A 23,974-nucleotide genomic window follows, 5' to 3' on the forward strand; every position below is an offset into this window, starting at 1 on the left:
CTCTCCTGGCTGAGGAAAGTCTTGCGTATCTTGCCCGGGCAGTGTAAAATGAGGATAACACTGCGAGATGATTCGCAAGATTATGTGCAAGGAGAGATATGATATGAGAAAAATCGTCCAGATGCTGCTCATCGCCTGCCTGGTCGTGCTTGGCACGCAAGTGGCTTTTGCAAACTCGGATAAGGTCACGGTCCAAGAGGGAGCAGATCTTACTTCCATCCATCGCCTGGCCATCGGCTCCCCGCTGTATCAGCAGGTCGACCCGAAATCCCCGAACAAGGAGATGCTGACGCAGATCGTTTATGATTCGAGCCACGTTGCCCGCTGCTACGTCATCTCGTACGATACGATTGCCCAGAACATCAAGCAGGATCACAACATCGACCTCAAGGCTCTGGACCGCCGCACGGCAGCCAAGAGCTTCAAGGAGTATGTCGGCAATTATGCCGATGCCTACGTCATCCTGACGGTAGCCAACGACAGCCGCACGACCTTCTTCTTCGATGTCTACAAGGCCGGCACGAACCAGCTGCTCTACACGTATGAGATTCAGGCCAACCGCAGCGAAGCCGATACGGTTGCTACGTACACGAATCTTTCCGAGCAGTTCTACAAGCACTTTGAGCGTTCCGCCATGGAGCAGCAGAAGGACAACAGCAAAAAGAAGTAAGAAAAAAGACAAGATGCCTTTGCGCACCTTGTCTTTTTTAGATTGTTCTGCTCAGTGAGCCAGATAAATCGGCTTGATCTTGGCGTCTTCCGCGATGGTCTTGTCGATATAGCCGGCGCGGACCATTGCATCGAGGACGACGAACTGGCGTTTTTTAGCCATCATGAAGTCCACGTAGGGGGAGTACAGAGACGGCGCGTTGGGCAGCCCCGCCAGCATGGCGGCTTCCGGCAGCTGCAGTTCACTCGGATGCTTGCCGAAGTAGCCTTCGGCGGCCTCCTCGATGCCGTAAAAATTCGAGCCGTAGTAAATGGTATTGAGGTACATCTCGAGGATTTCATCCTTGGAATAATTGAATTCCATGGCAAGCGAGAGCAGGAATTCTTCTGCCTTGCGGCCGAATGACCGTTCATGCGTCAGGAAGAGGTTCTTGACGAGCTGCTGGGTGATCGTGCTGGCTCCCTCATCGATCTCTCCCTGTTGCAGGTTGACGAGCGTCGCACGCATGATGCCTTCGATGTCGAAGCCGTGATGGTCGTAAAAGCGCTTGTCCTCAACGGCGACGATGGCCTGCTGCATCGAGGTGGGAATTTCATCGATCCTGGTATAGTGGCTGCGGTCAAGCCGGCTGTTCACGGCCCGCTTGAGGAAGATGATGCGAGAGAGACGCTCGCTTATCGTATCGTCGCTGTCATCCGTCAGGGTATTGGAGGGCGGGTGCTGTTCGGGACGGGGCAGGAAATCGCCGGCAGCCTGCCAGGTATGTGCGGAGAAGATGGCCAGGCCGCCGGAAAGGAAGTACGCGCCCAGGAAGACGCAGAGCAACAAAAAAAGAAAGCGGACCAGCCGCTTTGGCGAACGTCTTCTTCGTTTTTTCATCGTTTCGGGTTCACTCCTTTGCTTCTATAACATTATAGCACCCGTTTTGCATTTCGTCAGCAGGGAAAGAGAGGGCACCTGACAGGTGTGAAGGAAACGCTGACGAAATTTATTTGTAAATGTGTAAAATAGGGGTTGAAAAAATATACATGAAAGATGTATAATTATAAACATCAACTCAAGGGGAGGCAGGCGGCCGCCCCGGAAGGAGGACGAAGGTTATGAAAGTCAGTGTTCTAGGCGCGACCGGCTATGCCGGTGCGGAACTGCTGCGCATCTTATACAGCCATCCGGAGGCAGAGGTGGTGCATATCACATCGGAGAGCCATACGGGAGAGCCCATTGCATCGCTCTACCCGCATCTGCGAGGCCTGTACGACATGAAGCTGGAAAGCATGAAGGACATCGAGGCCATCGGCAGGGACAGTGATTTCGTATTCATCGGTCTGCCGCATGGCCATGCGATGGCCGTCGGCAAGACCCTCAAGGATCTGCCCGTGCGCATCATCGACCTCGGTGCTGACTACCGCTTCCGCGATACCTCCGTTTACGAGGCGTGGTACCACGTACTGCACACGTATCCGGAAGCGCCGCGCGTCTACGGCCTGGCGGAACTTTACCGCGAGGAGATCCGCGACGCCAAGATCATTGGCAATGCCGGCTGCTTCACGACGGCCAGCATACTCGCGCTCGCGCCGCTCGCACGCCAGCACCTCATCGACGTCAACACCATCATCGTCGATGCCAAGTCCGGCGTTTCGGGCGCAGGCCGCTCACCGAAGCAGGCCAATCATTTCCCGGAGTTCTACGACAATTTCCGGGCGTACAATGTGGCGCAGCACCGCCATACGCCGGAAATTGAGCAGGCCATGGAAGACCTTTCGGGCGAGAAGAGCGTCATCAATTTCACGCCGCATCTCGTGCCGATGTCACGCGGCATCCTCGCGACGTGCTACGCCACCCTCAAGGAGGGCGTCGAGCCGGAGCTCGTCGATGCGGCCTATGAGAAGATTTATGGCAAGGAATTTTTCATCCGGCTGCTCGGCCGCGGCGGCTATCCGTCGACGAAAGAGGTCCGGGGTTCGAATTTCTGCGATATCGGCTGGCATATCGACGAGCGCACGCACCGCGTCATCGTGCTCTCGGCCATCGACAACCTCGTCAAGGGAGCTGCGGGTCAGGCCGTGCAGAACTTCAATATCGCCTGCGGCTTCGATGAGAAGACGGGCCTTGATTTCGTTCCCATGTACCCTTGACTGTTCTCAAGCACATTCATGCCATTTCAGGAGGAATTCATATGTTATTCAGTGAAGCAAATGCCAAAGCGGGCGTCACGTTCCCGCAGGGCTTTCTGGCAGCCGGCGTCAAGGCCGGCATCAAGAAGAGCGGCAATCTCGACGTCGCTGTGATCTATACGGAGAAGGAAGCGGCAGTAGCCGGCACGTTCACGCAGAATGCCGTGGCGGCGGCTCCGGTCTTCGCCTCGAAGAAGGTCGTCGCGACGGGCACGGCACATGCCATCACGGCCAATGCCGGCTGTGCGAATGCCTGCACGGGCGAGCAGGGCGAGAAAGACGCTGCGGCCATGCAGAAAATCACGGCCAAGGCGCTCGGCTGCCAGCCTCTCGATGTCATCGTTGCCTCGACGGGCGTTATCGGCGTCAATCTGCCGATGGACAAGATGGAAAAGGGCATTGAGCAGGCCATCAAGGAGCTTTCGGCAGATGGCAGCGTCAATGCCGGCAACGCCATCATCACGACGGACACGTATTCCAAATCGTGCGCGACGGAAATTGAGCTCGGCGGCAAGAAGGTGCGCTTCGGTGCCATCGCCAAGGGCTCGGGTATGATCCAGCCGAACATGGCCACAATGCTCTGCTTCATCACGACGGATGCGGCCATCGACAGCAAGCTGCTGCAGAAGGCACTCTCTGAAGTCGTCGAGGTTTCCTTCAACATGATTTCCATTGACGGCGATATGAGCACGAACGACATGGCCATCGTCATGGCCAACGGTGCGGCCGGCAATGCGATGATTACGGCCGAGAACGAGGATTATGAGACGTTCAAGGCAACGCTCAAGGCAATCTGCCAGGGCCTTGCCAAGCGCATTGCGTCGGACGGCGAAGGCGCGACGAAATTCCTGACGGTTCATGTCACGGGCACGAAGTCATTTGCCGATGCCAAGACGATCGGCATGAGCGTCGCGAAGAGCCCGCTCGTCAAGACGGCGTTCTTCGGTGAGGACCCGAACTGGGGCCGCGTCATCTGTGCCGTCGGTTATGCCGGTGTGCCGATGGATCCCGAGAAGACGGTCGTGAAGTTTGGCGGCATTCCCGTCTATGCTGGCGGCGTCGGTGCGGAGTACGATGAGGAGGAATTGCGCAAGGTCATGGCCGAGCATGACATCGTCATCGACATCGATATGGGGGAAGGCACGGAGGAAGCGACCATCTGGACCTGTGATTTCTCCTACGAGTACGTCAAGATCAACGGCGAGTATCACACCTGATCGCAGGCTGTGCCGGAACAAGACGCCGCAGGAAGCGCGGAAGCTGGAAAGGAATGTCGTATCACATGTTTGAAGCAAAGGATAAGGCGGCCATTCTCGTCGAGGCTCTGCCGTACATCCAGGAATTTTATGGCAAGACCATCGTCATCAAATACGGCGGCAATGCCATGGTCAATGACGAACTGAAGGAAAAAGTCATGCAGGATGTCGCGCTGATGAAATACGTCGGCATCCGCCCGGTCATCGTGCATGGCGGCGGTCCGGAAATCACGGAATTCCTGCAGAAAGTCGGCAAGGAATCGTCCTTCGTGGCCGGGCTGCGCGTCACCGATGCCGAAACTGTCGAGATTGCCGAGATGGTCCTCGACGGCAAGGTAAATTCGGAAATCGTAACGCTCCTCAACCGCCGCGGTGTTCGCGCCGTCGGCCTGTCGGGCAAGGATGCCGGCCTCATCGAGGCCCAGAAGAAACTGGCCACGGTTTACGAGGGTGAGGCGGAGAAAAAGGTCGATATCGGCTATGTCGGCTCGGTGGCGAAAATCAACACGAGCCTCATCGAGGATCTGCTCGATCAGGATTACGTGCCGGTCATCGCGCCGATTGGCGTCGGCCGGGACGGCGAGAGCTACAACATCAACGCCGATTACGTGGCAGCCGAGATTGCCGGCGCGCTGCAGGCGGAGAAGCTCCTGCTGCTGACGGATATCGAGGGCATCTACAAGGACTTCGAGGATAAGTCGTCGTTCCTTTCGACGCTGCATCTGCCGGAGGCACGCGCCCACATCCGCGATGGCATCATCAAGGGCGGCATGATTCCGAAGGTAGAGGCCTGCCTGACGGCACTCGAGAAGGGAGCGGGCAAGACGCACATCATCGACGGGCGTCTCGATCACTCCATCATTCTCGAGATCTTCACTTCCAAGGGTATTGGCACGCAGGTCGTGCGCTGATGTTACAGCTGCCTGGGAGAAAGCCGGATGCTTCTTCCAGGCAGTTTTTGCCGATTGGACCGTTATGTGTAGCCGGAGAAAATCCGGATAAAGATAAGGATGCGATTTTTATGCAGGAAACGGATAAAGAAATATTTGCCAAGGACGAACAGGATTATCTGCCGGTGTTCAACCGCTATAAGATTGTCCTCGACCATGGCGAGGGAGCGTATCTCTGGGATAACAACGGCAAGAAGTACCTCGATTTTCTCGGGGGCATCGCCGTCAATGTGCTCGGCCATGATTACGGCCCGCTCGTCACGGCGATTGCCGAGCAGGCAAAGAAGCTCATTCATTGCTCGAATCTCTACTACACGCAGCCGCAGGCTGATGCTGCCGCAAAGCTCGTTGCGCTCTCGGGCCTCGACAAGGCGTTCTTCGGCAACTCGGGGGCCGAGGCCAACGAGGGTGCCATCAAGATTGCGCGTAAGTACGCGCATCAGTTTGACCCGGAGAAATCCCAGATCATCACGGCCTGGGACAGCTTCCATGGCCGCACGATCGCGACGCTGACGGCGACGGGCCAGCCCAAGTATCATGAGGGCTTCGGCCCGCTGCCCGATGGTTTTGACTACGTCCACTACAATGACATCGATGAACTCGAAGCCATGATGAGCGACAAGACGGCAGCCGTCATGCTCGAGACGATCCAGGGCGAGGGCGGCGTCTACACGCCGAAGGACGATTATCTCAAGAAGGTTCGCGCGCTCTGCGACAAACATCATGCGCTGCTGATCTTCGACGAGATTCAGGCGGGCATCGGCCGCAGCGGCAAGTTCTTCGCCTATGAGAAGTACGGCGTCAAGCCGGACATCGTGACGCTGGCCAAGGGTCTGGCGGGCGGCGTGCCCATCGGTGCCTTCATCGTCACGGATGAAGTCGCGAAGGCCTTCCATGCCGGCGATCACGGCACGACGTTCGGCGGCAATCCGCTGGCCTGCGCCGCTGCCAACGTCGTGCTCGACACGGTGCCAAAACCGGAGTTCCTCGCGCATGTCGAAGAGGTCGGCAGCTACTTCAAGGGCCAGCTCGAGAAACTCCAGAGCAAGCATCCGGCGCTCATCACGGAGGTGCGCGGCGAAGGCCTGATCCTGGGCGCCGAGCTCGCTTCGGCGGAGCATGGACGCGATATCGTCAATGACTGCCTGGCAAAGGGCGCCATCATCAACTGCACGGCTGGCAAGGTACTGCGCTTCATCCCGCCGCTCATCATCACGAAGGAACAGGTCGATACGGTCATCCGGACGCTCGATGAGGTACTGGCACATTACGAGCAATGACGCGCAAACCGCATCAATCCGTAAAATTTATGGTACGATACAACGATTTGCATATAAATGCAAAAAAAATGCATATCTACACTTTTCAAGCGGCCATAATTGATGTATAATATGCAGTAAACACGGACATCTATTACAGTGTGGGAGGTCATCCAATGTTGAAAGGAAAAGATATGTTATCCATCCACGATCTTTCGGTGGATGAGGTACAGGAAATCCTGGCACTCGCCAAGGAACTCAAAGCCAAACAGAAAGCTGGTATTCCGCATCGGCTGCTCAAGGGGAAGACGCTCGGCATGATTTTCGAGAAGTCCTCGACGCGAACCCGAGTCTCCTTTGAGACGGGTATGTACCAGCTTGGCGGACAGGCTCTTTTCCTTTCCAACCGCGATCTCCAGCTCGGGCGCGGCGAACCCATCCGTGATACGGCCCGTGTGCTTTCCCGTTACCTCGATGGCATCATGATCCGCACGTACGGCCATGACCGTGCGACGGAGATGGCCAAATGGGCGGACATCCCAGTCATCAATGCCCTGACGGATCTTCTGCATCCCTGCCAGGTCCTCACGGACCTCCTGACGATCCAGGAGTACAAGGGCAAGGACCTCAAGGGCCTCAAGATGGCTTATGTCGGCGACGGCAACAACATGACGAATTCCTTCCTCTATGGATGCGCCAAGGCCGGCATGACGTTTGTCGCCGCGACGCCTGAGGATTATCGGCCGGATGCCGAAGTCGTCAAGAATGCTCTCGAGGACGCCAAGGAGACCGGCGCTTCGCTCAGTCTCGTCACGGACCCGAAGGAAGCCGTCAAGGACGCGGATATCGTCGTGACGGATACCTGGGCCAGCATGGGACAGGAAGCCGAGCACGAGGAGCGCAAGAAGATCTTCGCTCCGTATCAGGTTAATGCCGAGCTCCTGAAGGGAGCAGACAAGCGCGTCATCGTCATGCACTGCCTGCCGGCTTACCGCGGGGAAGAGATCACGGCCGACGTCTTCGAGGCCAATGCGAATGTCATCTTTGACGAGGCGGAGAACCGCCTGCACACGCAGAAGGCCATCATGGCACTGACCATGGCGGACTGACCGTATTTGCCGTTTGCATCGTGAAATCGCCTGCTGAAGGGAACCTTGAGGGAAACCCGCAGCGGGGGAGATATAAGAAAAGAGGTTATTTATTATGGCTAAGATCAAGAAAGTCGTACTCGCTTATTCTGGCGGTCTGGACACCTCCGTTATCATTCCCTGGCTCAAGGAGCATTACGATGGCTGCGAAGTCATTGCCTGCTGCGCCGATGTCGGCCAGGGCGATGAACTCAATGCCGTTCACGACAAGGCCCTGAAATCCGGTGCTTCCAAGGTCTACATCGAAGACCTCAAGGAAGAGTTCCTCAAGGAATACGTCTGGCCGACGCTCAAGGCCGGTGCTGTTTACGAGGACAAGTACCTGCTCGGCACGTCGTTCGCACGTCCAATCATCGCCAAGAAGCTCGTCGAGATTGCCAAGAAAGAGGGCGCTGATGCCATCGCTCACGGCGCTACGGGCAAGGGCAACGACCAGGTCCGCTTTGAGCTGACGGTCAAGGCACTGGCTCCGAACATCACGTTGATCGCTCCGTGGCGTGAGTGGGATCTCGATTCCCGTTCGGCCGAGATTGAATACGCCAAGAAGCACGGCATCCCCATCGCCACGGAGAACAAGACGTACTCCATGGACCGCAACATCTGGCATCTCTCCCATGAGGGCTCTGACCTCGAGGATCCGGCCAACGAGCCGCACAACAGCATGTTCCTGATCTCCAAGGCTCCAGAGGATGCACCGGACAAACCGGAATACGTCACGGTCGACTTCGAGAAGGGCGAGCCGGTTGCCGTCAACGGCAAGAAGATGGACCCCGTCGCTCTCTTGACGGAGCTCAACGAGATTGGTGCGCGCAACGGCGTCGGCATTGTCGACATCTGTGAGAACCGCCTCGTCGGCATGAAGTCCCGCGGTGTCTATGAGAATCCGGGCGGATCTATCCTCTACTATGCACATCGCGAGCTCGAGTATCTCTGCCTCGACCGCATGACGTTCCATTTCAAGCAGCATGTCGCTGTCCGCTTCGGCGAGCTCGTCTACGACGGCATGTGGTTCTGCCAGCTGCGCGAGGCTCTCTCGGCCTTCGTCGACAGCACGCAGCAGACGGTTACGGGCACGGTCAAGCTCAAGCTCTACAAGGGCAACATCATCTCCGCCGGTTCCACGAGCCCGTATTCCCTCTACAGCAAGGAATTCGTCACGTTCGAGCACGATGACGTTTACAACCAGGCTGATGCGACGGGCTTCATCAACCTCTTCGGCCTGCCGCTCAAGGTACGTGCCCTGATGCAGGAGAAAACCCAGAAATGAGTGAAGCAATGTGGGGAGGCCGGTTCTCCAAGACGACCGATGAGATGATCAACGAGTTCCAGGCTTCCATCAATTTTGACAAGCGCATGTATCATGAGGACATTGCCGGTTCCATCGCGCACGCGACAATGCTCGCGAAATGCGGCATCATCTCAGAGGCGGACAAGGATGCCATCGTCAAGGGCCTCAAGGATATCCTGCAGGAGATCGAGGCGGGGAAATTCGAGTTCTCCGTCGACCTCGAGGACATCCACATGAATATCGAGAAACGCCTGACCGAGGCCATCGGCGAAGCCGGCGGCCGCCTGCACACGGCGCGCAGCCGCAACGACCAGGTTGCCCTCGATACGCACATGTACATCCGCCGCCAGGTCGTCGAGGTGCAGAAGGAGATTGAGAATCTCCAGCGCGCACTCGTCGAGACGGCAGAGAAGTACAGCGATGTCATCATGCCGGGCTACACGCATCTGCAGCGCGCACAGCCCATCCTCTTCTCGCATCATCTCATGGCGTACTTCTGCATGCTTTCGCGTGACTTTGCCCGCTTTGAAGGCGTCTACAAGCGCGCGGACATCATGCCGCTCGGCGCCGGCGCTCTTGCGGGGACGACGTTCCCGATTGACCGTCCGTATGTCCAGAAGCTCCTGAACTTCGAGAACATCTACAACAACAGCCTCGATGCCGTCAGCGACCGCGATTACATCATGGAATTCCTCGCAGCGGCTTCGATCCTCATGGTTCATCTCTCGCGCCTGTCTGAGGAAACCATCCTTTGGTGCAGCCGTGAGTTCCACTTCGTCGAGCTCGACGATGCGCACTGCACGGGTTCCTCGATGATGCCGCAGAAGAAGAACCCCGATGTTTCCGAGCTCGTGCGCGGCAAGACGGGCCGTGTCGTCGGCCATCTCATGGCCATGCTGACGACGGTAAAAGGCCTGCCGCTTGCCTACAACAAGGACCTCCAGGAAGACAAGGAGGGCATCTTCGATGCCATCGATACCGTGAAGTTCAGCCTGGCTGTCTACGCACAGCTGATTCGCGGCATGAAGGTGCGCAAGGAAGTCATGAAGAAGGCTGTGACGGAAGATTTCTCGAACGCTACGGATCTTGCCGATTACCTCGTCAAGAAGGGCATGCCGTTCCGCAAGGCTCATGCCGTTTCGGGACAGGCCGTTCATGACTGCATCGAGAAGGGCATCTATCTCGAGGATATGAGTCTCGAGGACTTTAAGAAGCTCTCGCCGCTCTTCAGTGAGGACATCAAGGAAGCCATCAGCCCTGAGACGTGCGTAAAGAACCGCAATTCGTTCGGCGGCACGTCATACCGGCAGGTTGAGCTCCAGCTCAAGGCTGCCAGGGAACTCTTGGCTGCAGAACAGGAAGTCTCCGACCAGGCTGCCAAGCAGCAGGTACAAGTCAAATAAATACCTCAATCAATTAAAAGTCCCCGGTGTGTCAATCGATTCACCGGGGACTTTTAATGAAATCCTTGCTTTCTGCTTCTTTTCAGAATCATTCCTTATACTAGAGTTCAGATTTTTAAAGGAGTGATAATCATGATGATGCTGATTCTTTTACTCGGCGTCAACCTTGTCATCAGTTTCCTCAATGCCCGCAACGTCGGGCGCGTCTGGGCGGAGTCGAAGGCTGTCGGCGGCTGGATCCGCCTCTTGGCCTGGTGCGGTGCCATCCAGTCGGCCGCGGGCTTCACGTTCGTCTATGCCATCGTCGTCGGCTACATCGCCGTACAGACGGGCTATCTGCCGGCTGCGATGCTCGGCGTCATGATGAATCTCATCTACCTGCTGATTATCGTGCCGCTCATCGGCTCGGGCATCTTCATCACGATCCAGTCGTGGATTGCCTTTGCGCGTGACAAGTCCTTGTCGAATCTCGGCGTGGCCGGCTGGAACACGTTCGCGCAGGCGTACAACACGTACAACGCCATCCAGAGTTTCGGCCCGGCGCTTGACAGCGTCCAGCAGGGACTCGGCGGCCTGTTCTCGGATGACGGCGACAGCGACAATTCGACGGCCCGCGTGCTCCTGCTCGTGGCCATCGTGCTGCTTGCCGGCGTCCTGACGACGAATGTCATCATCCGCCGCTACGAGGCAAGTCTGCCGGTTTCTGAGGAAATCCGCAACGGCACGCGCGATCTCAACTACCGCTAACAGCCGCGCTTTTCATCGGTTCGCACCGAGAAAAGCACTTGAATACGACTCCAATCTCTAGTACTATAGAAGCGTGTATTCTATGGATTTTTATTGAGATTGGGGTCTTTTCATTGAACTGGGACTGGCTGAAACAGGCCATCAAGCCGTTTGATGTCTTCATCGGCATGGCCGCACTCTACATTCTGTACCGGACGGACTTCTCACATCTGCTGCTCGTGGACAAGATCCTTCTTGTCACATTTGCCGTGTGGTTTGTCCTGCTCCTGGTGCGCTGCTACATCTATTATCGGAAAGGTCAGGGATCATGACGAACAAGCGAATGAAAAAAGCCGTTTTCTTTGATATAGACGGGACGCTCATCAATATCATGAAGGGGCAGACGACCATTCAGCCGGCAGTCAGGGAGGCCATCCGCGCACTGCGCGCGGCGGGCAATGCCACATTCATCGCGAGCGGCCGTCCCTATGACTACCTGGACCCGGAGCTCACGCAGGAAGGGCTGTTTGACGGCTATGTGCTCATGAACGGCGCGGTCGTGCTGCTGGACGGCAGGACCATCTACGAGCAGCCGCTGCCGAAGAAAACGGTGTGCGAAATCGTCGTGGCCTCGGAGACTCATGGCGTCGAATACATCCTTGAGGGGTCACAGCACGTCTATCTGCGGCCGGGATTCCAGCTGACCGAGAATTTCTATCGCAGCATCGATGTCGATGTGACGCGCTTCGTCCGTGAATTCAATCTTGACGAGATCGAGGTGGCCAAGCTCGAATTCGCCTCGGAGGATCCGGGCGGGCACGGGCTCTTCGAGAAGCTTCTGGCCTGGCCGGGGCTTACGGGCCTCATGGACCCGTATCACAAGAAGAATATGGAGCTCTATGCATCGGATGTCACGAAGGGCTCCGGGATCCGGCATGCGCTCTCGTATCTCGGCATTCCAGTGGAGAACAGCTATGCCTTTGGCGACGGGCTCAATGACATCGAGATGATGCAGACGGTGGGTACGAGTCTCGTCATGGGCAATGCACGCCCGGCTCTCAAGAAACTGGCAGACCATGTTGTGCCGTCTGTCGAGGAGGACGGCGTGGCCGTAGGCATCAGCCGTTATGTACTGGCTTAAGAAGCTTTTCCCTGGAATGTGGGTTCCAGGGGATTTTATAAGAAAGCATCAATGATCAAGGGAGGCTTTTTGATGCGCAAGCGAATTGGAATAATACTGGGAATCCTGATGCTGGCCGTTGCGGTCCTTACAGGCTGCGGCCAGACGAATACGGCGGGCAGGGCCTCGTCGTCCTCGTCGCCGGCACAGACGGCACAGGCGGGCAAAGCAGTCACGATCAAGATGCTCAACGTCGGTCAGGGGGATTCCATCCTCATCGAGACACCGGAGCAGACGGTGCTCATCGATACGAGTGATGTCGATGAGCGCGACAAGCTCAAGCGCGAGCTCGACAAGGCCGGCGTCAAGAAAATCGATAAGGTCATCCTGACGCATCCGCATGCCGATCACATCGGCGGTATGGATGTCCTGCTCAAGGATTATCAGGTCGGCGCCGTTTACGACAACGGCATGCCGTCGACGTCAAAGCTCTATCTGTCGTACCGCAAGGCCCTGAAGGCCAAGAATATCCCGTATCAGGCACTCAAGGCCGGGGATGTGCTGGACTTTGGCGGCGGCGTTTCGTTCAAGGTGTTCTATCCGACGGAGGAACTCCAGCAGAAGGGGGCGCAGAAGGGCTACAAGCATGATCCGAACAACGAATCCATCGTCGGCCGCCTGACGTATGGCAGCTTCTCGATGCTCTTTACGGGCGACGCGGAGACGCCGGTCGAGGAACAGATCCTGAAGACGAATGCCGGTGAGCTCAAGAGCACGATCCTGAAGGCCCCGCATCACGGCAGCAGCACGAGTTCCTCGGTTGCCTATCTCAAGGCGGTCTGGCCGGAAACCGTGCTGATTTCATGCGGCCAGGGCAATGATTACGGCCACCCGCATACCGATGTGCTGGCCCGTTTCCTTGGTCAGTCCAATTACACCGACCGCCGCGACGGCAAGCAGAAAAAGACGAAGCTCGTCAAGGACGACAAGGGAACCGTCCTGAAGGCCAAGGTCTACGAGACGGATAAGAACGGCACCATCACGGTGACGACGGATGGACAGGGATACAAGCTCCAGGCAGAGGAAGGTGATGCACAGTGATTTCTGCATATCTTGACCGCTTCGAAGGCGACTTCGCCGTCCTGTATCTCGGCGATGACATGAAAAAGGTGAATTTCCCCAGGGCGTATCTGCCGGAGGGCCTCAACGAGGGCGATTACCTGCGCTTGGATATTTCATACGATAAGGAAAAGACTGAGCAGGCTGAGCAGGAAGCGCTTGACCTCATGAAGAATTAATAATAGGAGGAGTCCTTTTGTTTACCAAGTTATCCCATGTTTGCGGACTGCTGCTCCTGGGGGTGGCGTGTCTCGTCATGCTCGTGCCGCAGATGGGCGAAGCCGCCCGCCGCGAACCCGTCCATACCATGCAGAGCGTCAAGACTTCGGAAACGACCGTGGATGGGGAAAAAGCCCTGCGCATCGAGCTCGGCTTTGATAACCCGAATATTTCCTACACGACGAGTACGAAAACGTATCTGCAGAAGCAGCTGATCCTGGATCTCAAGAATACGGAACCGGGAACGGTCAAGAGCGATTACAAGGTCAAGAGCAAGCTCGCGAAGTCCATCCACATCGACGAGCTGGAATCGCGCCGCACGCAGGTCCGCATCGACTTCACGAATCCCGTGCTCGACGGCACGTACAAGATCCATGAGGAAGCGGCAGACCGCAAGGCACGCAAGCCGAACCGTCTCGTTATCGATATCTTCCCGCAGAGCCGTGCCGCGTCGTCCGACAAGGTTGACGGCGTGCGCGGCCATGTCATCGTGCTCGACCCGGGCCACGGCGGCAGCGATACGGGTGCCGTCGGCCCGACCGGTGTCACGGAGGCCTCGGTGACGCTGAGCGTCGCGCAGAAGGTCGATGCCATCCTCGAGAACTCGGGTGCCCGCGTCACGATGACGCGCACGAGTGACCGCGACGTTTACGGCCCGTACGCCAGCGACCGCCAGGAACTCCAGGCCCGTGTCAACGTCGGTGAATACACGCCGGGTGCGGAGCTCTTCCTCTCCATCCACTGCAATGCCTTCTCGAATCCGGCTGCGCATGGCATGGAAACGTATTATTACAGCGGCTCATCGAAGGGCGAGCGCCTCGCCACGCTCCTCAATGAGGAGCTCGAGCAGGCGGGCGGCCTTCTGAACCGCGGCGTCAAGACGGCGAATTTCTACGTCATCAAGCATTCGAGCATGCCGGCTTCGCTCGTGGAACTCGGCTTCATCACCAATGACCATGAGGAGGCGCTGCTTGCCAATGCGTCGTATCAGGCAAAGCTTGCCAAGGCGATTGCCAGGGCACTCGGCCGTTATTTTGAGGGACGTTGAGCAATCATAAGGAGATGAATTCATGATGAAACACTATCTGCGCTATGCACTGCTGGCCGTGGCCGCGGGCATGCTGCTCCTGCTTGCCGGCTGCAATTCCTCAAGCACCAGGGGAGCAGATGACGGTTCTTCGTCAGCCGCGCGGTCGGAGAGCAGCGCGACGGCAGGCAACCCGAAGTCGTCCTCGTCTGCTTCTTCCGGCGCGAAGGAAGAGAAGCTTGACATCAAAGTTTACTACCCGAATGAGCAGGGCACGAAGCTCATTGCCGTGAAGCGCCAGGTAACGGTCGGCAAGACCGACAAGTACACGGCAGCCATGAACTCGCTGCTCGAGGGCACGAAGGAGAAGGGGCAGACGGCCATCATCCCGAAGCAGGCGAAGCTGCGCAGCGTCAAGGTGGAAAACGGCGTTGCGAAAGTGGACTTCAGCCAGGAAATCGTCAAGAATTTCGTGGGCGGCTCCACGGGCGAGACGATGCTTGTCGGCTCCGTGGTCGATACGCTGACGGAGTTCCCCGAAGTCAAGAAGGTGCAGATTCTCGTGGCGGGTAAACCCGTGGAAACACTTGCTGGCCATATGGATCTCAGCCAGCCGCTTTCACGCATGAACGATTTGCTCAAGTGATATTGATTTTTTGACTTTTTACCTTGCAAGTGCGCGGGAAACCTTGTATTTCTGCGCACTTTGTGTTATGATAAAATCCATATGGCATGTTTTGAGGCTGGAATAGCCGGAATCGGCCAATATCTATGCAATCAGATATACAGGAGGTCATTTCAGACAATGAAAGTTACGGTTGAAAATGGAGAGAACCAGCAGGTTACTCTGACGATTGAAGTAGAAGCAGCAAAGGTAGAGAAGGCCGCAGATCAGGCTTGCAAGCGCCTCGCTAACCGTGTGAGCATCCCGGGTTTCCGCAAAGGCAAGGCTCCGCGCATGATCGTAGAGCGCCACGTTGGCAAGGAAGCCGTCATGCAGGAAGCATTTGACATCATTGCTCCGAAGGCTTTCCAGGAAGCACTCGATGAGCAGAAGATCGAGCCGGTTACGCGCCCGAACATCGACATCGTGACGCTCGAAGAGGGCAAGGATCTCGTCTTCAAGGCTACGGTTACGCCGCGTCCTGAGGTCAAGCTCGGCGAGTACAAAGGCCTGAAGGTAGAGAAGGCTGAAGTCAACATCACGGACGAGGATGTCGAGAAGCAGCTCAAGACGTTCCAGGATCGTCAGGGTAAGCTCGTCGATGCTCCGGAAGGCGCTGAGGTCAAGAGCGGCGACTTCACGACGCTCGACTTCAAGGGCTTCGTTGATGGTGAGGCTTTTGCCGGCGGCGAAGGCAAGGATTATCCGCTGCAGATCGGTTCCAACAGCTTCATCCCGGGCTTCGAGGATCAGCTCATCGGTGCCAAGATCGGCGAAGAGCGCGAAGTGAACGTCAAGTTCCCGGAAGAGTACCATGCAAAGGAACTCGCTGGCAAGGATGCCAAGTTCGAGTGCACGATCCGCAGCATCAAGACGAAAGAGCTGCCGGCCATCGATGACGAGCTCGCCAAGAAGGTCAGCACGTTCCAGACGCTCGATGAGCTCAAGGCTGACATCCGCAAGAACCTGACGGAGAATGCTGAGCGCACGGCTGAGAACGATCAGAAGAGTGCTGCCATCGAGATGGCTACGAACAACATCACGGTTGACATCCCGGCTGTCATGATCGACAACCGCGTGACGGCCATGATCCAGGAAATGGCCATGCGCCTCGAGCAGCAGGGCATGAAGTTCGAGCAGTACCTGCAGTATGCTGGCACGGATATCGCCAAGCTCCGCGAGCAGTATCGCGAGACAGCAGAGAAGAACGTCAAGACGGATCTCATGCTCGAAGAAGTTGCCAAGGCTGAGAACATCAAAGTAGAAGCAAAGGATCTGGATGCTGAGGTTGCCGCTATGGCTGCTGCCTATGGCGCTACGCCGAAGCAGGTCCAGAAGATCATCAAGGAGCAGGGACGCATTGGCGATCTGGCTGCTTCCGTCCTCCGCAAGAAGACGGCACAGTTCATCATCGATAACATCGCTGAGTAAGCATCCCTGATAAGGGAGGATTCCTATGAGTTACGTACCAATGGTAGTTGAGCGCTCCAACACGGGAGAGCGCGCGTATGACATTTACTCGCGTCTTTTGAAGGATCGTATCATCTTCCTGGGCGGCCCCATCGACGATGCCGTCGCCAACACGGTGGTGGCACAGCTGCTGTTCCTCGAGTCGGAAGACCCGGACAAGGACATCCATCTGTACATCAACAGTCCCGGCGGCGTCGTGACGGCAGGCCTTGCCATTTTCGACACGATGCAGTACATCAAGCCGGATGTATCGACCATCTGCATCGGCCAGGCGGCCAGCATGGGCGCACTGCTCCTGACGGCCGGCGCCAAGGGCAAGCGCTATGCCCTGCCGAATGCGCGCATCATGATCCATCAGCCGCTCGGCGGCGCACAGGGCCAGTCCACGGACATCCAGATCCAGGCCCGCGAAATCCAGCGCATCCGTGAAGTCATCAACGATATCCTCGTCGATGCCACGGGCAAGGATCGTGAGCAGGTCGTGCAGGATACGGAACGCGACAACTTCATGACGGCTCAGGAAGCAAAAGCCTATGGCCTGGTCGACGAAGTGATTGCCCGTCCGAAAAAGACGAAGAAATCGGATGCCAAGGCGTAAGAGGTGATGTCATGTTGAAGTTTGGGGATGACAAAGGTCAGCTCAAATGCTCCTTCTGTGGCAAAACCCAGGATCAGGTGCGCAAGCTGGTGGCCGGTCCCGGCGTCTACATCTGCGATGAATGCATCGAACTCTGCAACGAAATCATCGAGGAAGAGTTCAGTGACGATGTGGAGGTAGAACTCAAGGACGTCCCGAAACCGAAGGATATCCGCGCCATACTGGACCAGTACGTCATCGGCCAGGACGAAGCGAAAAAGACGCTCTCCGTCGCGGTGTACAACCACTACAAGCGCATCAACATGGGACAGGGCAAGAGTGAGGATGTGGAACTCGCCAAGTCGAACATCCTGATGCTCGGCCCGACCGGCAGCGGCAAGACGCTGCTCGCCCAGTCCCTCGCGCGCATCCTGAATGTGCCGTTCGCCATCGCGGACGCCACGGCACTCACGGAGGCCGGCTATGTCGGAGAGGATGTCGAGAACATCCTCCTGAAGCTCATTCAGGCAGCCGATTACGATGTGGAGAAGGCCGAACGCGGCATCATCTACATCGATGAGATCGACAAGATCGCGCGTAAATCCGAGAATCCTTCAATCACCCGTGATGTTTCGGGCGAAGGTGTCCAGCAGGCACTCCTGAAGATCCTCGAAGGCACGACGGCTTCGGTTCCGCCGCAGGGCGGCCGCAAGCATCCGCATCAGGAGCTCATCCAGATCGATACGACGAACATCCTGTTCATCTGCGGCGGTGCTTTTGACGGCATCGACAAGATCATCGAATCGCGTCTCGGACAGAAACAGATGGGCTTTGGCGCTCCCATCAAGTCGAAGCGTCAGAGGAACATCGGCGACACGCTGCGCAAGGTGCTGCCGGAAGACCTCTTGAAATGCGGGCTCATTCCGGAGTTCATCGGCCGCCTGCCGGTCGTCGTGACGCTCGATGCGCTCGATGAACAGGCGCTGGTCAACATCCTGACCGAGCCGAAAAACGCGCTCGTCAAGCAGTATCAAAAGCTGCTGGAGATGGACGGCGTCAAGCTGACATTCGACGATGATGCCCTGCGTCAGATTGCCAAAGAGGCACTCAAGCGCAAGACGGGGGCCCGCGGCCTGCGTTCCATCATCGAAGGCATCATGCGCAATGTGATGTATGAGGTCCCTTCGATTGAAGGTGTGACGTCCTGCCGGGTGACGAAGGATGTCGTCACGACAAAGAAAGACCCGGTCTTGACCATCGACAAGAAGGCCAAGGACGGCAAGGAAGTATCTGCTTGAGCAGATCACATAGACAAGGCGCTGCTGCGGCAGCGCCTTGTATTTTATAGATTTTTGACAACACAGGAAAGGGAGGGGTAATATGCCTGAGATGAAAACCCTGCCACTGCTCCCGCTGCGGGGCATGATGGTATTTCCCTATATGATCATCCATCTGGACGTTGGGCGCGAGCGTTCCATGGCAGCCCTCGAGCAGGCCATGGTCGAGGACCGCAAGATCATGCTGTCGGCACAGATTGACGCCGATACGGACCTGCCGGTGCGCGAAGACCTCTACGAGGTCGGCACGGTAGCGGAGGTCCGTCAGCTCATCAAGCTGCCGGGCGGCACGATCCGCGTGCTCGTCGAGGGTGAGAAGCGTGCGCGCATCATCACCTACCGCCAGCAGAAGCAGTATGATGAAGTCGAGGTCGAGGTCTACACGGACCCGATCGACTCCTCGATGCAGATGGAGGCCCTGACGCGGGCCGTCGTGCATGAATTCGAGGAATGGGTCAAGCTCTCGAAGAAGATCCCGGAAGAGACGCTCGTCTCCGTCGCCATCATCGACGACGCCGGCCGCCTGGCCGATCTCATCGCCAGCCACCTGAACCTCAAGCTCGAGACGCGCCAGGAACTGCTCTCCTGCATCGACGTCAAGGCACGCCTTGAAAAGCTCTACGAGGTCCTCGCGCGTGAACTCGTGATCCTGCGCATGGAGATGAAGATCAACGTCCAGGTGCGCAAGCAGATGGATAAAGTCCAGCGCGATTACTACCTGCGCGAACAGATCAAGGCCATCCGCAAGGAACTCGGTGAGCCGAATGACATGGAAGACGAAGTCGACGCCTATCGCGAAACGCTCAAGAAGGGCCATTACCCGGAGCGCGTGCACGAGGCCGTCGAGAAGGAGCTGCACCGTCTCGAGGGCATGAACAACATGAACGCTGAGACGAGCGTGATCCGCAACTACGTCGAATGGCTGCTCGAACTGCCCTGGGAGAAGGAATCGCGCGACAATGTCAATATCGAGAAAGCCTCGAAGATCCTCGACCACGACCATTACGGCCTCAAGAAGGTCAAGGACCGCATCCTCGATTACTTGGCTGTCCATCAGCTCGCCAAGGACAAGAGCGCACCCATCCTCTGCCTCGTCGGCCCGCCGGGCGTCGGCAAGACCTCGCTGGCCGCCTCGGTGGCCCGGGCGACCGGCCGCAAGTTCATCCGCGCCTCACTCGGCGGCGTGCGCGATGAGGCTGAGATTCGCGGGCATCGCCGCACCTACATCGGTGCCATGCCTGGGCGCATCATCGAGGGCATCCGCACGGCCGGCACGCGCAATCCGGTCTTCCTGCTCGATGAAGTCGATAAGCTCGTCATGGATTACAACGGCGATCCGTCGTCGGCCCTGCTGGAAGTGCTCGACCCCGCGCAGAATTCGACCTTCAGCGATCACTACATCGACATCCCGTTTGACCTCTCCAAGGTCTTCTGGATCGTCACGGCCAACGACCTCGGCAATATACCGCGTCCGCTGCGCGACCGCATGGAAATCATCATGCTGTCGAGCTATACGGAATACGAGAAGCTCGAGATTGCCAAGCGCTACCTCGTCGCACGCCAGCGCCGCGAAAACGGCCTTTCGGGCAAGGACATCCACTTCGGAGCCGGCGTCCTGCAGGCCATCATCGAAGGCTACACGCGTGAATCGGGCGTGCGCGAGCTCGAACGCCTCATCGGCCAGGTCTGCCGCAAATCCGCCCGCAGGATCGTCGAGGGGCAGAAGACGCCAATCCAGGTGACGAAGAAGAACCTCACGGATTTCCTCGGCCGCATCAAATTCCTCGAGACGAAGGCCGAGAAGAAGCCGCAGGTCGGCGTGGCGACGGGCATGGCCTGGACGGAGGTCGGCGGCGACATCCTGCCGACTGAGGTGACGGTGCTGCCGGGCAAGGGCAAGCTGATCCTCACGGGCCAGCTCGGCGATGTCATGCAGGAATCGGCACAGGCCGGCCTCTCCTACATCCGCAGCCGCGCGGCGAAACTCGGCCTCAAGCCGGATTTCTACGAGAAGGATGATATCCACATCCATCTGCCGGAGGGTGCCGTGCCGAAGGATGGCCCATCGGCCGGCATCACGATGGCGACGGCCATGATCTCGGCCCTGACGGGCCGCAAGGTCCGCAGCGATGTCGCCATGACAGGCGAGATTACGCTGCGCGGCAATGTGCTGCCCATCGGCGGCCTCAAGGAAAAGGTGCTGGCTGCTTATCGCGAGGGCATGAAGACCATCATCCTGCCGAAGGAGAACGAACGCGACCTCGAGGACATCCCTGAGAATGTCCGTACAAAACTTGAGTTCGTGCCTGTCGAGCATATGGACGAGGTGCTGAAGACGGCGCTCTGTCCGGAAGAAGCAAAGAAGTAAAGAAGTGAAGAGAGCCTTCTCCGCCGCTGCGGAGAGGGCTTTTTAGAGGAAAGGAAGTGACAGATATGGAAAAGGAATCTGCCAAGGAATCCGTCATCATCACGCAGGGCAAGTATGTGGCCTCTGCCGTCAAGAAGGAGCAGTATCCTGAAAAGGAACTGCCGGAAATCGTCTTCATCGGTCGTTCGAACGTCGGCAAATCCTCGCTCATCAACTCGCTGACGCGCGTGCGGGGGCTCGCACGCGTCTCGGGACAGCCGGGCAAGACGCAGACCATCAATTTCTTTGAGCTGACGGCCAAGCTCGATGGGGAGGAGGAGCGCAAGGCTTTCTATCTCGTCGACCTGCCGGGTTACGGCTACGCCAAGACGGGCAAGGAACGTCGCAAGATCTGGGCGAAATTCATCAATGAATACCTGCTGACCTCGCCGCGCCTGCAGTTTGTCTGCCAGCTCATCGATATCCGCCACGATCCGATGGCTTCCGATATCGAGATGTTTGAGTGGCTCGTCGCGCACAACATCCCCGTGCTCATCGTGGCGACCAAGGCCGACAAGATCGGCAAGAACGCACGTCAGAAGCAGATCGCGGCCATTCGCCGGACACTTGGCGTCAAGGAGCTCTCCATCCTGCCGTATTCTTCCCTGAAAAATGAAGGGCGTTCAGATTTACTTGACGTTATACGCGATGTTCTGGTACAATAAAGGTACAAAATTGTGAATGCGGTTCAGTTTTCGAGCAGGAGAACGGGCCGCATCGTCGTGTATCCTGTACCGAGCAGGAGTATCAAGGGAGAGAAGCGTCATGACAGAGCTGACGTCATTTGACAAAGCATTACTCAATCAGCTGCAGGGGAATCTGCCCGTCTGCAGCCGTCCCTTCGCGGCCCTGGCGGAAAAGCTGGGCACGGAGGAACAGGTCGTCATCGAGCGGCTGAACCATTTAAAGAAGGAAGGGTATCTGCGCCGCATCGGCACCTTCTTCAATTCCAATCAGCTGGGCTACAAGGGGACGCTCGTCGCCCTGCGCGTCGATCCGTCCTGCATGGAGGCGGTGGCTGAGGCCATCAACCGTTACCCCGGCGCCACGCATAATTACGAGCGCGAGGGCCGCTACAACCTCTGGTTCACGCTCCTGACGCCGGGCATGGACCGCGAGCAGAGGATCCTGTCGGAAGTCCGGGCCCTGCCCGGTGTTCACGGCATGCTGAACCTCAAGGCCAACAAGAAGTACAAGATCAATGTCCAGTTCAAGCTGGCTTGATGCAGACGAGGAAGGAATCGGGTCAAATCATGGCAGAAGATGTTGCAATGACAGAATTGGACAAGCAGATTGTCCGTGCCCTGCAGGGGGAGTTCCCGCTCGTGGCGGAACCCTACAAGGCGCTGGCCGACTCCATCGGCATCTCCGAGGAGCTTTTCCTCGAGCGCATCAGGGTGCTCGAGGCGGAACACAAGATCCGCAAGATGGGCGCTGTCCTGCGTCACCGCGAGGTCGGCTTTGCGTCAAATGTCCTCGTGGCCTGGCAGGTCGAGCCGCCTGAACGCCTCGATGAGGTCGCGGCAAAGATGGCGAAGAGCCCGTCCGTATCCCATTGCTACGACCGCAATACGGCGCCGGACTGGCCCTACAACCTCTACACGATGGTCCATGGCCACAGCCGCGAGGAATGTGAAGCCATCGTCAAGCGCCTGTCGGAAGAAACGGGCGTGACGAAGCGTGCGATGCTCTACTCCAAGAAGGAGTGGAAGAAGACTTCGATGCGTTATTTTACGGATTAATGCTCTCATAACCATATGCTTTACTCTTTTATACGGGAATGCTGCCGGTCATCGGCACATTCTCCTTTTTTTTATGACAACGATGTGTTAAAATGTAAAATATGTTCTGACTGAAAAGAGCAATGTCTATCATGAATTGGAATACGCATAAAGGTGGTAATATTATGGTATCGGAAAAGATGTATGAACTGGGGACGAAGAAATCGACCATCCGTACAATCTTTGAATTCGGCCGCAAGCGGGCTGCTGAGGTCGGCGAGGAGAATATCTTTGACTTCAGTCTGGGCAATCCGAATGTGCCAACGCCGGAATACGTCAAGGAGGCGGCCATCGACATTCTGACGAACATGCCGCCGGAGGCCGTGCACGGATACACGATCGCACCGGGCAACCCGCAGGCTCGGGAAGCGCTGGCCAAGAGCATCAACGAGCGTTTCGGCACGAAGTTCGACGGGCACAATCTCTTCCTGACGGCCGGCGCGGCAGCGGCCATCACAATCTGCTTCAAGGCTCTTTGCGAGGAAGGCGACGAATTCATCACGTTTGCGCCGTTCTTCCCGGAATACCGCTGTTTCGTGGAATCCGTGGGCGGCAAGCTTGTCGTTGTGCCGGCGAAGGTCGATGACTTCCAGATTCGCTTCGATGAATTCGAAAAGCGCCTGACGCCGCACACGAAGGCCGTCATCGTCAATTCGCCGAACAACCCAAGCGGTGCCGTTTACTCCGAGGCGACGATTCAGCGCCTGTCTGAGATTCTCGCAGCCAAAGAGCAGGAATACGGTCATCCGATTTTCATCATCTCCGATGAACCGTACCGCGAGATTGCCTATGAGGGCTATACGGTGCCGTACATCCCGAAGTATTACAAGAATACGCTCGTCTGCTATTCGTACAGCAAGTCGTTCTCGCTGCCGGGTGAACGCATCGGCTACATCGTTGTGCCGGACGAGGTTGCCGATTTCGGCGCCGTCTACGGTGCCATCGCCGGTGCCGCCCGCGTGCTGACGCACGTCAATGCGCCGTCACTCTGGCAGCTCGTCGTTGCACGCTGCGCCGGCCAGCCGTCGGATATCTCGACGTACGTCAAGAATGGCCAACTGCTCTATCAGGGCCTCATCGATGCCGGTTTTACGTGCGTGAAGCCGCAGGGTGCCTTCTACCTGTTCCCGAAGGCCCTCGAAGAGGATGATTACGCCTTCTGTGAGCGCGCGAAAAAATATGACCTCCTACTCGTGCCGGGCACGGACTTCGGCTGCCCCGGCTATTTCCGCGCGGCATACTGCATCAAGACTTCAACGATCGAGCGTTCGCTGCCGCTCTTCAAGAAGCTGGCCGCTGAATACCGCTGATGGCGGCTGCGATACCCAGATAACCATTGGACATATGAAAAAGCCGGCACGCCCCTGTGCCGGCTTTTT

The 23,974-nt window shown here is 57.3% G+C and carries 24 protein-coding genes; 23 read left to right on the forward strand and 1 reads right to left on the reverse strand.

Annotated features, from left to right (window positions below; all coding sequences use genetic code 11):
• The first annotated feature begins 103 nt into the window (after positions 1-103).
• On the forward strand, positions 104-670 hold the full coding sequence (locus DWZ54_RS05690; protein WP_118474863.1) for a coenzyme F(420) biosynthesis enzyme: 567 nt from the start codon (positions 104-106) through the stop codon (positions 668-670).
• 51 nt (positions 671-721) lie between these two features.
• Here DWZ54_RS05690 and DWZ54_RS05695 read toward each other — a convergent pair whose 3' ends face one another.
• Positions 722-1,549, reverse strand: coding sequence for a transglycosylase domain-containing protein (locus tag DWZ54_RS05695; RefSeq protein WP_118474864.1), 828 nt, complete (start codon positions 1,547-1,549; stop codon positions 722-724).
• Positions 1,550-1,770: 221 nt separating this feature from the next.
• Here DWZ54_RS05695 and argC point away from each other — a divergent pair, with 221 nt between their 5' ends.
• The 22 genes from argC (at position 1,771) to DWZ54_RS05805 (ending at position 23,905) form a co-directional block, all read left to right on the forward strand.
• Positions 1,771-2,805: an N-acetyl-gamma-glutamyl-phosphate reductase gene (gene argC / locus DWZ54_RS05700; RefSeq protein WP_118474865.1), complete on the forward strand. Its 1,035-nt coding sequence runs from the start codon at positions 1,771-1,773 to the stop codon at positions 2,803-2,805.
• 41 nt (positions 2,806-2,846) lie between these two features.
• On the forward strand, positions 2,847-4,061 hold the full coding sequence (gene argJ, locus DWZ54_RS05705; protein ID WP_118474866.1) for a bifunctional glutamate N-acetyltransferase/amino-acid acetyltransferase ArgJ: 1,215 nt from the start codon (positions 2,847-2,849) through the stop codon (positions 4,059-4,061).
• Between the two features lie 65 nt (positions 4,062-4,126).
• A complete protein-coding gene (gene argB, locus DWZ54_RS05710) occupies positions 4,127-5,011 on the forward strand; it encodes an acetylglutamate kinase (protein WP_118474867.1) in 885 nt (294 codons plus the stop codon).
• Between the two features lie 110 nt (positions 5,012-5,121).
• A complete protein-coding gene (locus DWZ54_RS05715) occupies positions 5,122-6,330 on the forward strand; it encodes an acetylornithine transaminase (protein WP_118474868.1) in 1,209 nt (402 codons plus the stop codon).
• Between the two features lie 155 nt (positions 6,331-6,485).
• Positions 6,486-7,418, forward strand: coding sequence for an ornithine carbamoyltransferase (gene argF / locus DWZ54_RS05720; protein WP_118474869.1), 933 nt, complete (start codon positions 6,486-6,488; stop codon positions 7,416-7,418).
• 94 nt (positions 7,419-7,512) lie between these two features.
• Complete coding sequence (locus tag DWZ54_RS05725; protein ID WP_118016033.1) at positions 7,513-8,724, forward strand: argininosuccinate synthase; 1,212 nt, start codon at positions 7,513-7,515, stop codon at positions 8,722-8,724.
• Positions 8,721-10,148, forward strand: coding sequence for an argininosuccinate lyase (gene argH / locus DWZ54_RS05730; protein WP_118474870.1), 1,428 nt, complete (start codon positions 8,721-8,723; stop codon positions 10,146-10,148). Before DWZ54_RS05725 ends, argH begins: the two co-directional genes overlap by 4 nt.
• Positions 10,149-10,280: 132 nt before the next feature.
• Positions 10,281-10,895: a hypothetical protein gene (locus DWZ54_RS05735; protein ID WP_199497604.1), complete on the forward strand. Its 615-nt coding sequence runs from the start codon at positions 10,281-10,283 to the stop codon at positions 10,893-10,895.
• A gap of 113 nt (positions 10,896-11,008) precedes the next feature.
• Positions 11,009-11,206, forward strand: coding sequence for a hypothetical protein (locus DWZ54_RS05740; RefSeq protein WP_118016343.1), 198 nt, complete (start codon positions 11,009-11,011; stop codon positions 11,204-11,206).
• Positions 11,203-12,015: an HAD family hydrolase gene (locus tag DWZ54_RS05745; RefSeq protein ID WP_118474871.1), complete on the forward strand. Its 813-nt coding sequence runs from the start codon at positions 11,203-11,205 to the stop codon at positions 12,013-12,015. The genes DWZ54_RS05740 and DWZ54_RS05745 overlap by 4 nt, the downstream gene beginning before the upstream one ends.
• 72 nt (positions 12,016-12,087) lie before the next feature.
• Positions 12,088-13,095, forward strand: a complete 1,008-nt coding sequence (locus tag DWZ54_RS05750) for a ComEC/Rec2 family competence protein (RefSeq protein ID WP_118474923.1) — start codon at positions 12,088-12,090, stop codon at positions 13,093-13,095.
• The gene (locus tag DWZ54_RS05755) at positions 13,092-13,292 is read left to right on the forward strand and encodes a DUF3006 domain-containing protein (protein ID WP_118474872.1); all 201 of its coding nucleotides are present in this window, start codon (positions 13,092-13,094) and stop codon (positions 13,290-13,292) included. The genes DWZ54_RS05750 and DWZ54_RS05755 overlap by 4 nt, the downstream gene beginning before the upstream one ends.
• Before the next feature lie 17 nt (positions 13,293-13,309).
• Complete coding sequence (locus DWZ54_RS05760; RefSeq protein ID WP_233541635.1) at positions 13,310-14,380, forward strand: N-acetylmuramoyl-L-alanine amidase; 1,071 nt, start codon at positions 13,310-13,312, stop codon at positions 14,378-14,380.
• Between the two features lie 22 nt (positions 14,381-14,402).
• Entirely contained in the window at positions 14,403-15,005 is a 603-nt protein-coding gene (locus tag DWZ54_RS05765; RefSeq protein WP_118474873.1) for a GerMN domain-containing protein, read from the forward strand.
• 159 nt (positions 15,006-15,164) lie between these two features.
• Complete coding sequence (tig, locus tag DWZ54_RS05770; protein ID WP_118016339.1) at positions 15,165-16,454, forward strand: trigger factor; 1,290 nt, start codon at positions 15,165-15,167, stop codon at positions 16,452-16,454.
• A gap of 25 nt (positions 16,455-16,479) precedes the next feature.
• On the forward strand, positions 16,480-17,091 hold the full coding sequence (clpP, locus tag DWZ54_RS05775) for an ATP-dependent Clp endopeptidase proteolytic subunit ClpP (protein ID WP_118016338.1): 612 nt from the start codon (positions 16,480-16,482) through the stop codon (positions 17,089-17,091).
• Between the two features lie 11 nt (positions 17,092-17,102).
• Positions 17,103-18,368, forward strand: a complete 1,266-nt coding sequence (clpX, locus tag DWZ54_RS05780) for an ATP-dependent Clp protease ATP-binding subunit ClpX (protein ID WP_118016337.1) — start codon at positions 17,103-17,105, stop codon at positions 18,366-18,368.
• 82 nt (positions 18,369-18,450) lie between these two features.
• A complete protein-coding gene (gene lon, locus DWZ54_RS05785) occupies positions 18,451-20,775 on the forward strand; it encodes an endopeptidase La (RefSeq protein WP_118474874.1) in 2,325 nt (774 codons plus the stop codon).
• A 65-nt stretch (positions 20,776-20,840) separates the two neighbouring features.
• The gene (gene yihA / locus DWZ54_RS05790) at positions 20,841-21,479 is read left to right on the forward strand and encodes a ribosome biogenesis GTP-binding protein YihA/YsxC (protein ID WP_118474875.1); all 639 of its coding nucleotides are present in this window, start codon (positions 20,841-20,843) and stop codon (positions 21,477-21,479) included.
• A gap of 100 nt (positions 21,480-21,579) precedes the next feature.
• The gene (locus DWZ54_RS05795) at positions 21,580-22,038 is read left to right on the forward strand and encodes an AsnC family transcriptional regulator (RefSeq protein WP_118474876.1); all 459 of its coding nucleotides are present in this window, start codon (positions 21,580-21,582) and stop codon (positions 22,036-22,038) included.
• A 29-nt stretch (positions 22,039-22,067) separates the two neighbouring features.
• Positions 22,068-22,556: an Lrp/AsnC family transcriptional regulator gene (locus tag DWZ54_RS05800; protein ID WP_118016333.1), complete on the forward strand. Its 489-nt coding sequence runs from the start codon at positions 22,068-22,070 to the stop codon at positions 22,554-22,556.
• Between the two features lie 164 nt (positions 22,557-22,720).
• On the forward strand, positions 22,721-23,905 hold the full coding sequence (locus DWZ54_RS05805; protein WP_118474877.1) for a pyridoxal phosphate-dependent aminotransferase: 1,185 nt from the start codon (positions 22,721-22,723) through the stop codon (positions 23,903-23,905).
• The last annotated feature ends 69 nt before the right edge of the window (positions 23,906-23,974 follow it).

Source organism: Mitsuokella sp. AF33-22 (assembly GCF_003475755.1).
In the GTDB taxonomy this organism is placed as follows: Bacteria; Bacillota; Negativicutes; order Selenomonadales; family Selenomonadaceae; genus Mitsuokella.

Coding starts and splice junctions, on each gene's coding strand:
- DWZ54_RS05690 (WP_118474863.1), top strand. CDS start 104: ATGAGAAAAATCGTCCAGATGCTGCTCATCGCCTGCCTGGTCGTGCTT.
- DWZ54_RS05695 (WP_118474864.1), bottom strand. CDS start 1,549: ATGAAAAAACGAAGAAGACGTTCGCCAAAGCGGCTGGTCCGCTTTCTT.
- argC (WP_118474865.1), top strand. CDS start 1,771: ATGAAAGTCAGTGTTCTAGGCGCGACCGGCTATGCCGGTGCGGAACTG.
- argJ (WP_118474866.1), top strand. CDS start 2,847: ATGTTATTCAGTGAAGCAAATGCCAAAGCGGGCGTCACGTTCCCGCAG.
- argB (WP_118474867.1), top strand. CDS start 4,127: ATGTTTGAAGCAAAGGATAAGGCGGCCATTCTCGTCGAGGCTCTGCCG.
- DWZ54_RS05715 (WP_118474868.1), top strand. CDS start 5,122: ATGCAGGAAACGGATAAAGAAATATTTGCCAAGGACGAACAGGATTAT.
- argF (WP_118474869.1), top strand. CDS start 6,486: ATGTTGAAAGGAAAAGATATGTTATCCATCCACGATCTTTCGGTGGAT.
- DWZ54_RS05725 (WP_118016033.1), top strand. CDS start 7,513: ATGGCTAAGATCAAGAAAGTCGTACTCGCTTATTCTGGCGGTCTGGAC.
- argH (WP_118474870.1), top strand. CDS start 8,721: ATGAGTGAAGCAATGTGGGGAGGCCGGTTCTCCAAGACGACCGATGAG.
- DWZ54_RS05735 (WP_199497604.1), top strand. CDS start 10,281: ATGATGATGCTGATTCTTTTACTCGGCGTCAACCTTGTCATCAGTTTC.
- DWZ54_RS05745 (WP_118474871.1), top strand. CDS start 11,203: ATGACGAACAAGCGAATGAAAAAAGCCGTTTTCTTTGATATAGACGGG.
- DWZ54_RS05750 (WP_118474923.1), top strand. CDS start 12,088: ATGCGCAAGCGAATTGGAATAATACTGGGAATCCTGATGCTGGCCGTT.
- DWZ54_RS05765 (WP_118474873.1), top strand. CDS start 14,403: ATGATGAAACACTATCTGCGCTATGCACTGCTGGCCGTGGCCGCGGGC.
- tig (WP_118016339.1), top strand. CDS start 15,165: ATGAAAGTTACGGTTGAAAATGGAGAGAACCAGCAGGTTACTCTGACG.
- clpP (WP_118016338.1), top strand. CDS start 16,480: ATGAGTTACGTACCAATGGTAGTTGAGCGCTCCAACACGGGAGAGCGC.
- clpX (WP_118016337.1), top strand. CDS start 17,103: ATGTTGAAGTTTGGGGATGACAAAGGTCAGCTCAAATGCTCCTTCTGT.
- lon (WP_118474874.1), top strand. CDS start 18,451: ATGCCTGAGATGAAAACCCTGCCACTGCTCCCGCTGCGGGGCATGATG.
- yihA (WP_118474875.1), top strand. CDS start 20,841: ATGGAAAAGGAATCTGCCAAGGAATCCGTCATCATCACGCAGGGCAAG.
- DWZ54_RS05795 (WP_118474876.1), top strand. CDS start 21,580: ATGACAGAGCTGACGTCATTTGACAAAGCATTACTCAATCAGCTGCAG.
- DWZ54_RS05800 (WP_118016333.1), top strand. CDS start 22,068: ATGGCAGAAGATGTTGCAATGACAGAATTGGACAAGCAGATTGTCCGT.
- DWZ54_RS05805 (WP_118474877.1), top strand. CDS start 22,721: ATGGTATCGGAAAAGATGTATGAACTGGGGACGAAGAAATCGACCATC.